At 67.5% G+C, this 15,284-nt stretch carries 16 protein-coding genes; 11 read left to right on the forward strand and 5 right to left on the reverse strand.

Annotated features, from left to right (window positions below; genetic code table 11):
- Positions 1-351: 351 nt before the first annotated feature.
- The 5 genes from ND450_RS38810 to ND450_RS38830 all read right to left on the reverse strand — a co-directional run bounded on the left by ND450_RS38810 (position 352) and on the right by ND450_RS38830 (position 4,380).
- Positions 352-960 carry a hypothetical protein gene (locus ND450_RS38810; RefSeq protein ID WP_253323080.1) on the reverse strand — a complete coding sequence of 203 codons (609 nt, stop codon included), beginning with the start codon at positions 958-960 and terminating at the stop codon, positions 352-354.
- Positions 961-1,383: 423 nt separating this feature from the next.
- Positions 1,384-2,133 carry an ESX secretion-associated protein EspG gene (locus tag ND450_RS38815; RefSeq protein ID WP_253323081.1) on the reverse strand — a complete coding sequence of 250 codons (750 nt, stop codon included), beginning with the start codon at positions 2,131-2,133 and terminating at the stop codon, positions 1,384-1,386.
- The gene (locus ND450_RS38820; RefSeq protein WP_253323082.1) at positions 2,130-3,374 is read right to left on the reverse strand and encodes a hypothetical protein; all 1,245 of its coding nucleotides are present in this window, start codon (positions 3,372-3,374) and stop codon (positions 2,130-2,132) included. Before ND450_RS38820 ends, ND450_RS38815 begins: the two co-directional genes overlap by 4 nt.
- A 23-nt stretch (positions 3,375-3,397) precedes the next feature.
- Positions 3,398-3,934, reverse strand: coding sequence for a DUF3558 domain-containing protein (locus ND450_RS38825; protein WP_253323083.1), 537 nt, complete (start codon positions 3,932-3,934; stop codon positions 3,398-3,400).
- On the reverse strand, positions 3,931-4,380 hold the full coding sequence (locus ND450_RS38830; protein ID WP_253323084.1) for a type VII secretion target: 450 nt from the start codon (positions 4,378-4,380) through the stop codon (positions 3,931-3,933). The genes ND450_RS38825 and ND450_RS38830 overlap by 4 nt, the downstream gene beginning before the upstream one ends.
- Positions 4,381-4,602: 222 nt before the next feature.
- Between ND450_RS38830 and ND450_RS38835 the strand changes: the two genes are divergently transcribed.
- The 11 genes from ND450_RS38835 (at position 4,603) to ND450_RS38885 (ending at position 15,269) form a co-directional block, all read left to right on the forward strand.
- A complete protein-coding gene (locus ND450_RS38835; RefSeq protein WP_089921590.1) occupies positions 4,603-5,253 on the forward strand; it encodes an L-threonylcarbamoyladenylate synthase in 651 nt (216 codons plus the stop codon).
- An 80-nt stretch (positions 5,254-5,333) separates the two neighbouring features.
- Positions 5,334-6,476, forward strand: coding sequence for a glycosyltransferase family 4 protein (locus ND450_RS38840; RefSeq protein ID WP_089921589.1), 1,143 nt, complete (start codon positions 5,334-5,336; stop codon positions 6,474-6,476).
- A 139-nt stretch (positions 6,477-6,615) separates the two neighbouring features.
- On the forward strand, positions 6,616-7,062 hold the full coding sequence (locus tag ND450_RS38845) for a hypothetical protein (protein WP_089921588.1): 447 nt from the start codon (positions 6,616-6,618) through the stop codon (positions 7,060-7,062).
- A 148-nt stretch (positions 7,063-7,210) separates the two neighbouring features.
- A complete protein-coding gene (gene atpB / locus ND450_RS38850) occupies positions 7,211-7,987 on the forward strand; it encodes a F0F1 ATP synthase subunit A (RefSeq protein WP_089921587.1) in 777 nt (258 codons plus the stop codon).
- 61 nt (positions 7,988-8,048) lie between these two features.
- The gene (locus ND450_RS38855; protein WP_191301339.1) at positions 8,049-8,294 is read left to right on the forward strand and encodes an ATP F0F1 synthase subunit C; all 246 of its coding nucleotides are present in this window, start codon (positions 8,049-8,051) and stop codon (positions 8,292-8,294) included.
- A gap of 31 nt (positions 8,295-8,325) precedes the next feature.
- The gene (locus ND450_RS38860) at positions 8,326-8,871 is read left to right on the forward strand and encodes a F0F1 ATP synthase subunit B (RefSeq protein WP_089921585.1); all 546 of its coding nucleotides are present in this window, start codon (positions 8,326-8,328) and stop codon (positions 8,869-8,871) included.
- 3 nt (positions 8,872-8,874) lie between these two features.
- Positions 8,875-9,708 (forward strand): F0F1 ATP synthase subunit delta, encoded by an 834-nt coding sequence (locus ND450_RS38865; protein ID WP_253328109.1) that lies wholly within the window; start codon positions 8,875-8,877, stop codon positions 9,706-9,708.
- A 46-nt stretch (positions 9,709-9,754) separates the two neighbouring features.
- Positions 9,755-11,401, forward strand: a complete 1,647-nt coding sequence (gene atpA, locus ND450_RS38870; protein ID WP_253323085.1) for a F0F1 ATP synthase subunit alpha — start codon at positions 9,755-9,757, stop codon at positions 11,399-11,401.
- An 8-nt stretch (positions 11,402-11,409) separates the two neighbouring features.
- Positions 11,410-12,324 carry a F0F1 ATP synthase subunit gamma gene (locus ND450_RS38875; protein WP_089921582.1) on the forward strand — a complete coding sequence of 305 codons (915 nt, stop codon included), beginning with the start codon at positions 11,410-11,412 and terminating at the stop codon, positions 12,322-12,324.
- Positions 12,317-13,753: a F0F1 ATP synthase subunit beta gene (gene atpD / locus ND450_RS38880; protein WP_218159780.1), complete on the forward strand. Its 1,437-nt coding sequence runs from the start codon at positions 12,317-12,319 to the stop codon at positions 13,751-13,753. The genes ND450_RS38875 and atpD overlap by 8 nt, the downstream gene beginning before the upstream one ends.
- A gap of 349 nt (positions 13,754-14,102) precedes the next feature.
- Positions 14,103-15,269, forward strand: coding sequence for an aromatic acid/H+ symport family MFS transporter (locus ND450_RS38885; protein ID WP_253323086.1), 1,167 nt, complete (start codon positions 14,103-14,105; stop codon positions 15,267-15,269).
- Positions 15,270-15,284 lie beyond the last annotated feature (15 nt).

The raw sequence follows: 15,284 nt of genomic DNA on the forward strand, positions 1-15,284 counted from the left end.
CTTCGCATCTGTGCTGGTCAGGGACATGATGAGACAACAACAACACGCATTCTCGTACCGCATCGGGAACAATAGCCGCTCCCGATCGGAATGGGACAGGATTGGTGCGAGAAAGATCTGTCAATGAGCCGAACGAGCGCAATTGCCGCCCGTCGCCACCCCGTTGCTCTCCGTCTGAGGCAGCTGCCATCCAGGTGGATTGGTCACCGCTGCAATGGCCAAATCCTGGCCAATAAGACGACGTTTCGTCACGTTGAGGCCGAACGGCCGTATGTTCGTCGGCGGGGAGGGCACGCGGTCACGCGCTGGAGGAACCGCCGCCTCGCGCGTGACCGCGTGTGCGCCTGCTCGTCAGACGAAGTCTCCCCGCAGACCGGTCCGGCGCTCCTTCCGCGGCTCCCTGCGAGGCAGCCTGAGCACCAGGACGACAGAGCCGACGCCCCAGACGACGGCGAGCGGCACCAGCAGATTCCTGCCGACCGACACCTTCTCCGGTTCGAGGTCTCCGGTGAACCCGGTCGTGTCCACCACCAGGTCGACCCGCTGACCCTTCTCCTTGGCGTCCACACCCCAGCTGGGTGTGTAGACGAGCTTGCGATCACCGCACGTGATGTCGTTCGCGTAGGAATCGGGCGACCGCGTGTGGGTGTGGGTGTCGACGGACGTGACCTCACAGCCGCGCAGGTGCTCGCCGACGACCGTGAGCCAGAGCGAATGGCCGCCGATGAAGGTGAAGAGCGGGATGAAGACCGCCAGGAAACCCACCCAGGCGTCCAACGAGCTCTTCGGCCGGAGCCGTTCGAGACAGGGGATCAGGGCCAGCAGGCCGAGCAGCACCACCGGTGCGCAGATCAGTGCCCAGCGGCCCGAGCCGTTGGCGACGAAGCCGGCGATGCCCAGGACCGACAGGCAGAGTCCGGCCAGGACGATCCACAGTCGGCGGCTGGACGTCTCGGTCACAGGTCCAGGTACCTCCGTTGGAGCCCGGTACCGCGTTGATCAGCAAGATGGCGGCACGAGGAGGTCGGGCCCAAGGCTGACCTTGTCCGGTTCCAGATCTCCGGCGAACCAGGTCCTGTCGACGACCAGTTCCATCTGGCTTCCCGGCTTGCTGCGCCGCGATGTGTGGCTATCGACGCTGGCGACCTGGCAGTGCAGCGCGGGGACGAAGACCCACTTCTCCCCGGCCGGCGGTAGCTCGCCAGGGAGAAGACGTAGTCGCTCACCACCACGAGACCGAGGACCACCATCGCAATCGCCCACAGCGCGTCAGCGGCCGTGCTGACGAGACCGGCGCCCAGCATCAGTGCCACGCTGAAGCCGGCGAGCAGGAGCTTCTTCAGTCTCGTAGAAGGTCTCGTCATCCATCCAGCGCTTCGGAGTTCATCGTTCGCTGGTCATCGCCAGGACCTGTCCGAGGTGGCGTGCCAGGCCCGTGTTGTCGACCGGGCTGATCGTGAACCAGCCCGAGCGGGCCGGCACGTTGGCGTAGCGGCCCGCGTTCGTGTCGATCCAGGTGACGGGCGGGAAGTCGCGCTTGGCGCGGCCCTGGCCCATCTGCACGACGAAGTGGCCGTTGCCGATGGCCGGGCCGGTCAGCATCTGCTTGGCGAGGCGGACGTCTTCGTTCTCCGTCGTCCGGACCGACTGGCGGAAGCCCTCCTGCCGCGGCTGCGCCTCGAACGCCTGGGCCGGCACCGTCACCGGCTTGCCCGGTCCCGGCCTGCCCGGCGGCATCGCGTTCGCGAGGCTGGCCGCGATCTCGTTGGGCTGCACCAGGTTCAGGGTGATGGAGGTGTCCTCCTGGGTCACCAGCACCGCGTAACCGCCGCGCGCCACCACACTGGCTCGGACCAGCTTCTGCTGGTTCACGTCCGGGACGCAGAGGGCGACGACGCGGAGTTCGGGGCGCGCCAACAGGTTCAGCGCGTCCTCGAGTTCCGGCTCCGGCCTGCCGCGGCGTGCCAGGTTCCGGCGTTCGAGGTCTGCGTGCACCGCGGCCTTGATGCGCGCGCGTTCGTCGAGCGTCTCGCCGTGCGAGCTGACCTCGAAGGGGTACGGGACGCTCCCCGCCCGCAGGTCCTCCCAGAGGACCTCGAACGCGGGCAGGGAGAGCTGCGCGATCTGCTTCATCCGCCGATCACCGGCGGCGCGACCATGCGATCGTCGTCGAAGAACTCGTCAGTGGGCACGAGGTAGTTCGACTTGTGCTCCTTGTCCTCCTGGCCGCCCTGACCAGCGCCGGCACCGGCTCCGCCGCCCATGCCACCGGCACCCGCGCCGCCCCGGCCACCCGCGCCGGCACCCGCCGCGCCACCGAGACCGCCGGCACCGGCACCACCGGCGACACCCGCACTGCCACCGGGCGTGGCGGGCCCGAAGCTGCCCATGCCGCGACCCGAACCGCCCATGCCACCCATGCCGCCGGGCCCCATGCCGCGGCCGCCACCGACACCACCGCCGGCGCCGCCAGGACCACCACCGGGACGCATGCCGGGCCCGCCGCCGGGAGGCCGTCCCTGACCGCCACCACCGGGCGGACGCATGCCGGGCGGCAACACACCCGGAGGCGTGAACGGAGGCCGGTTCTGCCCGCCGGGGTTGTTCTGGCCGTTGCCGCCGGGCTGCTGCAGCGACGGGTCCTTGGTCTGAGGCGCGACCCACGCGGCGTTGGTGGTGCCGTTGGTCGAGCTCGAAGGCATCGACGGCATGCCCGTGTTGGTGCTGAACCGCTGGTTCGAGTTGACGTTGTTCAAGCTGGTCGAGCTCGTGCTGCTGCTCGTCTGCGTGACGCCCTGGTCCTGCGTGACCTGCGGGGTGGACTCCATGGTGGGCATGGACATCGCCGCGGCCATCATCGTGTTGTCCCGCGTCTGCATGACCTGGACGGCCTCGGCCTTGGCCTCCTGCTGCGCGTTGTGCTGGGCCATCATGTCGAAGGGGGCGCCGACCATGGCCGGCGGGAAGATGACCGCGGGGACGGCGAACTTCTTGAGCGAGTCCAGAGGGCTGAACTTGACCGGCTCCGGCATGCTGCGGTTCGCCTGGACCGCCGCATCCCGTTGCTGGGCAATGGCGTTCGAGGTGCGCACGAACCCGTCACCCGTCGTCTCGGCGAACGTGCCCACCTTGGACAGCGCGGCCCGAACCCCCTCGGCGGCCTTGCCCGTCCACGCCGACTGCGACCCGTTGACCAGGATGCTGAAGTCGGTCGCGAGCTCCTTGAACCTCCCGCCGAGCGCACCCCAGGCGTCGATCACCTGGTTCGCCGCGTCCGGGCTGTACTTCTCGGTGACCAGCCTCTTCATCTCTTCGTGCTGCTGGCCGGGGTAGTTCGCGTTCGGATGTGGAACGGTGGGTTTGACGGGCGCCATGATCTTTCCCCCTTGGGCGGCGTTTACGGCAGTTTCGGTGCGATCAGTTCGGCGGCCTTGGACGACCGCTCGCAGGCGGCAGCGGTGTCATCGGAGGTCGCGGTCAGGTTTCCGATCACCACGACCGAGGACGACTCGGTCACGGAGATCGCGAAGGTGCAGCCCTGCTTCGCGCCGTCCGGTGCTTCCACCTTGGTCGCGTCGTACTTGCCGACCTTGGTCTGGGAGATCTTGTCGCCGTCGAGGTTCAGGTCCTTGACACCGGTCGTGGTCCGGATACCTGCGCGGAGCCCGCCGTTACCGCTGACGTTCCACGAGCAACCATCCGACGTTCCGACCTGCTCGGCCTTGCCGGGGTATGTGAGGCCGAGGCTCGTGACCTCGGCCTCGGTGAGCAGATCACACGGCTTGATGGATTCGAGCCCGGACGCCGAGTTCGACGTGCTGGTCGGCGCGGTACCGCCGCTCGTCGACGTCGGCTTGGCATCGCCCGTCGTGCCAGTACACCCAGCAGTGAGAACGGCGAGGCCGATCGTCGTGGCGATGAGGATGCGCTTCATGACTTCCCGTCGATTTTCTTGAGTGAGCCGGCGCCTGCTTGGTCGGCGTTCCGGTAGGAGGCGCGACTCTTCTCGATCTGCGTCTTGAGTTCGTCGATCGCCTTGGCGACGTCCCTGATCGTCTGCTGCGCGGCTCTGCCGAAGGTCCGGTTGCCCTGGCTGATCGCTTCGGCGTAGCCGCCGCCGAGTTTGGTGTCCATGCTGAGGTCCATGCCCTTCTGACTGACCTCGTCGATGGCGTCCTTCATCTCGTTGAGCTTCTTGATCATGGCGTCGACCAGGTGCGGGTCGACGGACAGTTGCTGGGTCTCCACGGCCACCGCCACGGCCTGGCCGGCGGCCATCACGGCGCTCAGGCCGCCGCTGAAGATGCTGTCCCAAGCTCCCCCGGAGGCCTTGTCGGCGAAACTGCCGACCTTGCCGCTCGTCACCACTTCCTCAGACACCGATGCCCGACCCTCCCCCATTGCGCTCTGTGGTCGACCCATGACCTTACAGTTGTGCGGCCGTTCGGGGGATGCGTTGAACTACTCAACCCGTTCGAGCCGAAACCTTCCCTGGTAGGAGGGCTGACGGCTGCTCCAAGTGAGAACGACGGCACAGATCGGTGGTCGTGAGTGGGCGGGCTCTTCGTCACCCTGTCGTGGTGGCTGGCTAGGCTCACCGAGGTGAGCACGGTCTACGACTGCAGCGAACCGGAAAACCGCGCGGCGGGTCTTGCCGCCGCCGCTGGTGCGGTGCGGAGCGGGCGCCTCGTCGTCCTGCCCACCGACACCGTCTACGGGATCGGCTGCGACGCGTTCGACGCCGAAGCGGTGCGGAGCCTTCTCGACGCCAAGGGGCGCGGGCCCGACATGCCCGTGCCCGTGCTGGTCGGGTCCTGGACCACGATCGACGGGCTCGTGCTGAGCGTGCCGCGGCAGGCCCGCGCGCTCATCGAGGCGTTCTGGCCCGGTGGGCTGAGCATCGTGCTGCCCCACGCGCCGAGCCTGGCGTGGGACCTGGGGCAGACGCGCGGCACGGTGATGCTGCGCATGCCGTTGCACCCCGTTGCGCTGGAACTGCTCCGCGACGTCGGGCCGATGGCCGTGTCCAGCGCCAACAGGACCGGGCACGCGCCCGCCGCCAGTGCGCAGGAGGCTCGTGACCAGCTCGGTGACGCCGTGCCCGTGTACCTCGACGGTGGGCTCAGCGGGGAGAACATCGCCTCGACCATCGTCGACCTCACCGGGCCCGACGCGCTGATCCTGCGCGAGGGTGCGGTCAGCAGGGCAGAGGTCAACGAGGTGCTCGGCGTCGAGGTCGAGATCGCCCGGTAGCGGGCGGCTGCCAGAATTGATCATGGTCGCCGCGAGTACCGTGGCGAGCACCCCGACACCCCCGATTGATTGGTAGGCCCGTGGGGCCCGCATCCTCGTTCGTCCTTCCCGTGCGCGAGTACCTGCTCGTCGCGTTGATCGCTGCCGTGGTGACGTTCCTGCTCGTGGGCCTGGTGCGCGCGTTGGCGTTCCGGCTCGGGGCGGTGGCCTACCCGCGGCAACGAGACGTGCACGTGCAGCCGATGCCGCGCATGGGTGGTGTCGCCATCTACGGCGGCGTGCTGTGCGGCATGTTCGTGGCGCACCAGTTGCCGGTGCTGCGGGCGGCGTTCGACTTCTCCAACGACCCGTGGGGCGTCATCGTCGCGGGCGGCGTCATCGTGCTCGTGGGTGCGATCGACGACAGGTTCGAACTCGACTCCCTCACCAAGCTCGCCGGTCAGGTCACCGCGGCGGGCATCCTCGTGCTGTTCGGTCTCCAGTGGATGATCGCGTGGGTGCCTTGGGACGGCGGCGCGACCATCTCGCTCGACCAGAACCAGGGCGCGCTGCTGACCGTGCTGCTCGCCGTCACGATGATCAACGCGATGAACTTCGTCGACGGCCTCGACGGACTCGCCGCCGGCATCGGCCTCATCGCCGCCGCGGCCACCGCGGTGTTCTCGATCGGACTGCTCGTCGAACGCCAGGGCGCCGTCGAGGCCTACCCGCCGGCCCTGATCGCCGCCGTGCTGGCCGGTGCGTGCCTCGGCTTCCTGCCGCACAACTTCAACCCCGCCCGCATCTTCATGGGCGACTCGGGCTCCATGCTCATTGGCCTCATGCTCGCCGCCGCCACCACCAGCGCGTCCGGCAAGATCAACCAGGCCACCGGCAGCGCGGCCGACCTGCTCGGTCTGCTCTCGCCGCTGATCGTGGTCGCCGCGGTGCTGTTCGTGCCGCTGCTCGACCTGTTGATGGCCATCATCCGCCGCACGCGCCGCGGCGAGAGCCCGTTCTCCCCGGACAAGATGCACCTGCACCACCGGTTGCTGGAGATCGGGCACTCGCAGCGCCGAGCCGTGCTGCTCATCTACCTGTGGGCCGGCGTGCTGGCATTCGGCGCGGTGGCGCTGACGCTGTTCGACCCGATCATCGTGGCCACCTGTTTCGTCATCGGGTTGATCGTGACGTTCGTGGTCTCGGTGATCCCCAGGCTGAGGGACGCCCGCAGCAAGTCCTGATGACGAGCGCAGGCGAAGTTGAGCGAACAGATCCTGAACGGCCGGGAAATTGGTCCACCATCTTGTTTGGGGCCGCTTAACCGTCGTTAACGAGGGGCTGCGCGCAGGACCTCACGAGCGAGTTCCTACACTTCGAGACATGAGCGACGCGGACAAGGCCGTCACGCACGAGCTGACCGTCCAGCGACTCGCCGGGGAAATGTTCCGCGAGGCCGCGTGGGCCGCGCTCGGCACGTTTGTCCTCGGCGTAGTCGTGTCAACGGTGATCTGGGGGACCGCTGGTCTTTTCGGATCATTGATCGGTGGTGCGATCGCCATCGGATCCAGCCTTCTCACGCTGTTGTTGATGCGCAAGACCGCGGCGCTCGATCCCATGTTCGTGATGGTCGCCGCACTCGGCGGATTCATGGGCAAGCTGATCGTGCTGCTGCTCGCGGTGATCCTGCTGCGCAACCAGTCGTGGCTCGAACCCAAGGCGCTCGGAATCACCCTGGTGGCGACCGTCCTGGTGACGTCGTTCCTGGAGGCCAGAGCCTCCAAGCGCAGTCGCAGCCAGATGGTGGTCCCCGCCTCCGAAGGCGCCTAGACCTGCTGATATGGTCCGAGTGACCAGGGACACCCGATCGCAGGGGTGCCTCTGGTAGTCGCTTGCGGACCGTAAGGTACGTTAAGTCCAGATCGTGACGATTCCCCCGGCGGAGTGAACGCCGGCCGGGAGAACCGGAAGGAACACAGTGACCAAGTTGCTGGCTTCGGGGAGTGAGTTCGTCGCTCCCGGTGTGAAGGACTTCTTCCTCCCGCCGATCTTCGGCTCGGTCACGAAGCCGATGGTCCTGCTGGTGCTGTCGATCTTGATCATCGGAGCCTTCTTCATTGCGGCGACCCGCAACCTGAAGGTCGTTCCCGGCAAGTTCCAGTTCGCCGCCGAGTCGGTTTACGACTTCGGGCGCAACAACATCGCCCGGGAGCAGATCGGTGCGAAGGACTTCAAGCCCTTCATCCCGCTGATCCTCACGATCTTCACCTTCGTCCTGGTGAACAACCTGTTCGGGCTCATCCCGATCATCCAGTTCCCGACGATGTCGCACATCGGCTTCCCGCTCGCCGTTTCGCTGCTCGTCGTTTACCCGGTGTACCACTTCGTCGGGTTCAAGCGGCACGGCTTCGTGGGCTACTTGAAGCACCAGACGGTTCCGCCGGGCGCACCGTGGTTCGTGCTCCCGCTGCTGATCCCGATCGAGTTCTTCCAGAAGTTCATCCTGAACCCGCTCACGCTGGCGATCCGAGTTTTCGCCGCGATGTTCGCGGGACACCTCCTGCTGCTGGTGTTCACCCTGGCTGGTGAGTTCCTGCTGCTGAACGGTGGGCTGACCGTCATCGTGGCGCCGGTGTCCTTCGCCTTCGCCATCGCGCTGACCTTCCTGGAGGCACTGATCATGTGCCTGCAGGCCTACATCTTCGCGCTGCTGTCTGCCAGCTACATCGGCATGGCGCTGGCAGAAGAGCACTGAGAAACACAAAGCCTCCGATCCGCCAACTTCCGGCGGACCGAAGTGAAAGGGAACAGCAACAGTGAGCGCTCTCCAGATCGCCCAGGACGCCGTCAACCTGAACCAGGGCCTCGCGGCCATCGGTTACGGCCTCGCGGCCATCGGCCCGGGCATCGGCGTGGGTCTGATCTTCTCCTCGGTCATCAGCGGCACCGCCCGTCAGCCTGAGGCCCGCGGCGTGCTGCTCGGCCTCGCGTGGACCACCTTCGCCATCGTCGAGGTCCTCGCGCTGATCGGCTTCGTCGTGTACTTCATCGCGACTGCCTGACCGAACTCCGATCGCGTTAGGAGAAACCGTGATGGACACCCTCATCCTGGCGGCGGAGGGTCCGGTCAACCCGGTCATTCCGCACACCTCGGAGATCATCCTCGGTCTCGTCGCGTTCTTGCTCCTGCTCTTCGTCATCAAGAAGTTCGTGTCGCCGAGGTTCGAGGCGCTGTACGCGGAGCGGACGGCCAAGATCGAGGGTGGCATCGAGAAGGCGGAGCAGGCTCAGGCCGAGGCTCAGCGCACTCTTGAGCAGTACAAGGAGCAGCTGGCCGAGGCTCGCGCCGAGGCCGCCCGCATCCGCGACGACGCACGGGCCGAAGGCCTGCAGATCGTCGAGGAGCTGCGTGAGCAGGCGCAGGCCGAGTCCGCGCGCATCGTCGCGCAGGGCCAGCACCAGCTCGACGCCCAGCGCGCCCAGATCGTCGCGGAGCTGCGCGCCGACCTCGGCCGCACCGCTGTCGAACTGGCGAGCAAGGTCGTGGGCGAGTCCCTCGAGGACGACTCCCGCCGCCGTGGCACCGTCGACCGCTTCCTCAACGAGCTGGACGCCGTCGCGGCGCCCGCGAGCAAGTAGAGGCTGCCGATGACGTTGCATGCCGCAAGTCGTGAAGCTCTGGCAGCCGCGGAACTGCGGCTGCTGGAGCTGGCCGACGCCACCACGTCGACGGACGACCTCGCCAAGCTCGGCGAGGAGCTCTTCGCCGTGCTCGGCCTGCTGATCGAGCAGCGGAGCCTGCGCGGCGCGCTCGCCGACGCCTCGTCCGAGCCCGCCGGTCGCGAGCAGCTGCTCCGCGGCCTGTTCGCGGGCAAGGTGAGCGACGCGACCCTGCAGGTGCTGGTCGCCGTCGTGACCGCGCGCTGGTCCAGCCCGCGCGAGCTCGTGGACGGTGTCGAGTCGCTCGCCCGCACCGCGCTGCTGGTGCGTGCCGAGCGCGACGGTCAGCTCGACTCGACCGAGGACGAGCTGTTCCGGCTCGGCCGCATCGTTGCCGGCTCGAACGAGCTCGAGCTGCTGCTGGCGGACCCCGCCGGCGACGCCGCGGGCAAGGTCGCGCTGGTCGGCTCCCTGATCCAGGGGAAGGTCAGCCCGGTCACCAAGACGCTGGTGGACCAGCTGGTCCGCAACCCGCGCGGAGTGCGCGTGGCTGACGGGCTCTCCGAGCTCGCCGACCTGGCGGCCAAGCGCCGTCAGCGTTCCGTCGCGCACGTGAAGTCCGCCGTGGAGCTGACCGCCGAGCAGGTCGACCGCTTGACCGCGACGCTGACCACGATCTACTCGCGCCCGATCGCGCTGCACGTGGAGGTCGACCCCGCTCTGGGCGGCGGCCTCTCGATCAAGATCGGCGACGAGATCATCGACGGAAGCATCGCCGGCCGGTTGGCGGCACTGCGCCGCAATCTCGCCAGCTAGCCCCCGAGCCCTTTCCCAAGAACGAAGAAGTGAGAGCAGGAACGACATGGCGGAGCTGACGATCTCGTCGGACGAGATCCGCAGTGCGATCGAGAAGTACGTCTCGAGCTACTCCCCGGAGGTCAGCCGGGAAGAGGTCGGTACCGTCTCCGAGACCTACGACGGCATCGCCATCGTCGAGGGCCTTCCGGGCACGATGACCAACGAGCTGCTCGAGTTCCCCGGTGGCGTCCTCGGCGTCGCCCTGAACCTCGAGGTCCGCGAGATCGGTGCGGTCATCCTCGGTGACTTCGACAAGATCGAAGAAGGCCAGGAAGTCCGCCGCACCGGCAAGGTCCTCTCCGTGCCGGTCGGCGACGGCTTCCTCGGCCGCGTCGTCAACCCGCTGGGCCAGCCGATCGACGGCCTCGGCGACATCGTCGCCGACGACAACCGCGCCCTCGAGCTGCAGGCCGCCACCGTGCTGCAGCGCCAGCCGGTGTCCGAGCCGATGCAGACCGGCATCAAGGCCATCGACGCGATGACCCCGATCGGTCGCGGCCAGCGCCAGCTGATCATCGGTGACCGCAAGACCGGCAAGACCGCGGTCTGCATCGACACGATCATCAACCAGAAGAAGGCCTGGGAGTCGGGCGACCCCAAGCAGCAGGTCCGCTGCGTCTACGTCGCCATCGGCCAGAAGGGCTCCACCATCGCGGGCGTCAAGACCGCGCTGGAGGAGGCGGGCGCGCTCGAGTACACGACGATCGTCGCCGCCCCGGCCTCCGACTCCGCCGGCTTCAAGTGGCTGGCGCCGTACACCGGCTCCGCCATCGGCCAGCACTGGATGTACCAGGGCAAGCACGTCCTGATCATCTTCGACGACCTGACCAAGCAGGCCGAGGCGTACCGCGCCATCTCCCTGCTGCTGCGCCGTCCGCCGGGCCGCGAGGCCTACCCCGGCGACGTCTTCTACTTGCACTCGCGTCTCCTCGAGCGTTGCGCGAAGCTGTCGGACGAGATGGGCGGCGGCTCGATGACGGGTCTCCCGATCATCGAGACCAAGGCGAACGACGTGTCGGCGTACATCCCGACCAACGTCATCTCGATCACCGACGGTCAGTGCTTCCTCGAGTCCGACCTGTTCAACGCCGGTGTCCGCCCGGCCGTCAACGTGGGTATCTCGGTCTCCCGCGTCGGTGGCGCCGCGCAGATCAAGGCGATGAAGCAGGTCGCGGGCTCGCTGCGCCTCGACCTGTCGCAGTTCCGCGAGCTGGAGGCCTTCTCCGCGTTCGCGTCCGACCTCGACGCCGCCTCGCGCGCCCAGCTGGACCGCGGTGCCCGTCTGGTCGAGCTGCTCAAGCAGGGCCAGTACTCCCCGGTGCCCGTCGAGGAGCAGGTCGTCGAGATCTTCACCGCGACCAAGGGCCACCTGGACGACGTCCCGGTCGGCGACATCCGCCGCTTCGTGGCCGACTTCAAGGACTCGCTGCGCCGCAACCACGCGGACGTGCTGAACGGCATCGTCGAGACGAAGCAGTTCGGTGACGACGCCCAGAAGCGCGTGGTGGACGCCGTGAACGAGTTCAAGAAGCAGTTCACCGCTTCCGACGGCACGACCATCGTCAACGAGGCCCCCGAGAAGGCGCTCGACGCCGACAAGGTCGGCCAGGAGTCGGTGAAGGTCAACAAGCCCGAGCCCACCAAGAAGTGATCTGAGCCATGGGCGCACAGATTCGGGAGCTCCGCCAACGGATCCGAACGGTCAACTCGACCAAGAAGATCACGAAGGCCTACGAGCTCATCGCGACGTCTCGCCTCGCGAAGGCGCAGACCAGGGTCGCGGCTTCCCGGCCGTACGCGGACGAGATCACGAACGTGCTCTCCGCGTTGGCCGAGGCCTCGGCGAACCTCGACCACCCGCTGCTGACGGAGCGCGCGAACCCGAAGCGCGCCGCGGTGCTGGTGATCACGAGCGACAAGGGCATGTGCGGCGGTTACAACGCCAACGTGCTCAAGGCGGCCGAGCAGCTGCTGCAGCTGCTCCGGTCGGAGGGCAAGGAGCCGGTGCTGTACGTGACCGGCCGCAAGGGCCAGGGCTACTACCAGTTCCGTCGCCGCGAGGTGGTCGGTGCGTGGAGCGGGTTCTCGCAGACCCCGCACTACGTCAACGCCGTCGAGGCCGGTGACGCACTGGTGCAGGCGTTCCTGGAGGGCACGGACAACGGCGCGCAGGGCGTGGACGAGATCCACGTCGTGTACACCGAGTTCAAGTCCATGCTGAGCCAGACGCCCGCTGCTCGGCGGATCGCGCCGATGGAGGTCGAGTACACCGGCGAGACCCCCAAGGGTCCGCGCGCGGTGTACGACTTCGAACCCAGCGCGGAGACGCTGCTCGGTGCGATGCTGCCCAAGTACGTGAAGACGCGTCTGTTCTCCGCCATGCTGGAGGCTGCGGCTTCGGAGTCGGCTGCCCGTCGTACGGCCATGAAGGCCGCGACGGACAACGCGACGGAGCTGGTCCGGAACCTCAGCCGGGCGGCGAACTCGGCCCGTCAGGCCCAGATCACCCAGGAGATCAGCGAGATCGTCGGTGGCGCTGCCGCGCTTACCGGTGGCGCAGGAAGTGATGAGTGACATGAGTGCTACTGCCACCACCACCCGCACCGGCCGTGTGGTCCGGGTGATCGGTGCGGTCGTCGACGTGGAGTTCCCGCGCGACGCCGTGCCCGAGCTGTTCAACGCCCTGAAGGTGGAGATCACCTTCGAGGCCGTCGCCAAGACGCTGACCCTCGAGGTCGCGCAGCACCTCGGCGACAACCTCGTCCGCACCATCTCGATGCAGCCGACCGACGGCCTCGTCCGCGGCGCCGTCGTCAGCGACACCGGTGCCGCGATCTCGGTGCCCGTCGGCGACATCGTCAAGGGCCACGTCTTCAACGCCCTCGGCGACTGCCTCGACCAGCCCGGCCTCGGCCGCGACGGCGAGCAGTGGGGCATCCACCGCAAGGCGCCGTCGTTCGACCAGCTCGAGGGCAAGACCGAGATCCTGGAAACGGGCATCAAGGTCATCGACCTGCTCACCCCGTACGTCAAGGGCGGCAAGATCGGCCTGTTCGGCGGCGCGGGTGTCGGCAAGACCGTGCTGATCCAGGAGATGATCACGCGTATCGCGCGTGAGTTCTCCGGTACCTCCGTGTTCGCCGGCGTCGGCGAGCGCACCCGTGAGGGCACCGACCTCCTGCTGGAAATGGACGAGATGGGTGTCATCCAGGACACCGCGCTCGTCTTCGGTCAGATGGACGAGCCGCCGGGCACGCGTATGCGCGTCGCCCTGTCCGCACTCACGATGGCGGAGTACTTCCGCGACGTGCAGAACCAGGACGTGCTGCTCTTCATCGACAACATCTTCCGCTTCACCCAGGCGGGTTCCGAGGTGTCGACCCTGCTGGGCCGCATGCCTTCCGCCGTGGGTTACCAGCCGACGCTGGCCGACGAGATGGGTGAGCTCCAGGAGCGCATCACCTCGACGCGCGGTAAGTCGATCACCTCGCTGCAGGCCATCTACGTGCCCGCGGACGACTACACCGACCCCGCCCCGGCGACCACCTTCGCCCACCTGGACGCGACGACGGAGCTTTCCCGTCCGATCTCCCAGAAGGGCATCTACCCGGCCGTCGACCCGCTGTCGTCGTCGTCTCGAATCCTCGAGCCGTCGATCGTCGGCGAGGAGCACTACCGGGTCGCGCAGGAGGTGAAGCGGATCCTGCAGAAGTACAAGGAGCTGCAGGACATCATCGCCATCCTCGGTATGGACGAGCTCTCCGAGGAGGACAAGGTCCTCGTCGGTCGCGCGCGTCGTCTCGAGCGCTTCCTGGGCCAGAACTTCTTCGTCGCGGAGAAGTTCACCGGTCAGCCGGGTTCGTTCGTGCCGATCAAGGACACGGTCGAGGCCTTCGACCGCGTCTGCAAGGGCGAGTTCGACCACTTCCCGGAGCAGGCGTTCTTCTCCTGCGGCGGGTTGGACGACGTCGAGGCCAACGCCAAGAAGCTGGCCGGCAACTGACGTTGTAGTTCGGCTTTTCGAAGGGCCGTTCCTCCTTTGTGGAGGGACGGCCCTTCGGGCGTTTTCGGGGTCGCGTGGGATGGGGCATGTACCGCTGTTCAGCGGTGGCCGAGGTGAGGACGCCTCGGCTTCGTCACTGCGTTGGACGGCACGCCACAACCTCTCAAGCGTTCCGGTACCTGAACCAACGCCACCGCCCCGCCTGTCGCCACCACCGCTGCCGGCAGTCGGGATGTGCGCTGCCGCACGACCATCCGCTTTCCGGCCACCGGAAACCACCCTCCCGATCCAGGCCTCCTCCGCCGCACGATGCACGGCATCCCAGGTCCTCAGCGAGGAGGAGAAGCGCGTGAACAAATGGGTGCTGCCGCTGTGCTGGACCGCCGTCCTGCTCGACGGCTTCGACCTCGTGGTGCTCGGCACGGTGATTCCGGTGCTGTTGCAGGACGGGCTGCTCACCACGGCGAGTGCGAGCGTGGTGTCCACGGCCGGGCTGGTCGGGATGATGCTCGGCGCGCTGGTCATCGGGACCGTCACCGACGTCATCGGGCGGCGCAAGGTGATGATCTACGCGGTGGCCGGGTTCTCGGTGTTCACGCTGGCCTGTGCGTTCGCTCCGGACGCGACCACGTTCGGGGTGCTGCGGTTCCTCGCCGGGCTCGGGCTCGGCGGGTGTCTGCCCACCGCCATCGCGCTGGTCAACGAGGCGCGGCCTCAGCAGGGTGGGCGGGCGACCACGCTCATCATGACCGGGTACCACGTCGGTGCGGTCATCACGGCGTTGCTGGGGATCGTGTTGATCCCCGAGCTCGGGTGGCGGTCGTTGTTCGTGGCGGGTGCGTTGCCCGCGTTGGTGCTGATTCCGTTGATGGTCAAGCACTTGCCGGAGACCGCCACCCGCAAGGCGCCCGCGTTGGAAGCCGTCGGGTCGTTGTTCCGGCCCGGGTTGCGGAAGGCGACCGTCGCGTTCTGGGTGGCCTCGTTCATGGGGCTGTTGCTCGTGTACGGGCTCAACACGTGGTTGCCGCAGATCATGCGCAGCGCCGGGTACGAGCTCGGGACAGCGCTGGCGTTGTTGTTGACGCTCAACATCGGTGCTGTCGTGGGACTTCTGGTCGCCGGTGCGGTTGCCGACCGGGTCGGGATTCGGCCCGCTGCCGTCGGGTGGTTCGCCGGGGCCGTGGTGTTCCTGGCGTTGTTGAGCATCAAGTTGCCCGGTGTCGGGGTGTACGTGGCCGTGTTCCTGGCCGGGTGCTTCGTGTTCAGCGCGCAGGTGCTCGTTTACGCCTATGCGGGGCGGGTTTACGAGGAGAACCGCGCTACTGGCATCGGGTGGGCCGCTGGTGTCGGACGGCTTGGTGCGATCAGTGGACCGTTGCTCGGCGGTGCGTTGCTCACGGCCGGATTGGCTCACCCTTGGGGCTTCTACGCGTTCGCGTTCATCGCGGCGTTGGGGGCAACGGCCGTTGGTGCGATTGGGCTGAAGGCGAAATCGGTCGTCGAGCACGCCGGGTGATGGCAAGGTCAGGTG

This window comes from Lentzea sp. HUAS12 (genome assembly GCF_024125735.1).
Lineage (GTDB): Bacteria > Actinomycetota > Actinomycetes > Mycobacteriales > Pseudonocardiaceae > Lentzea > Lentzea albida.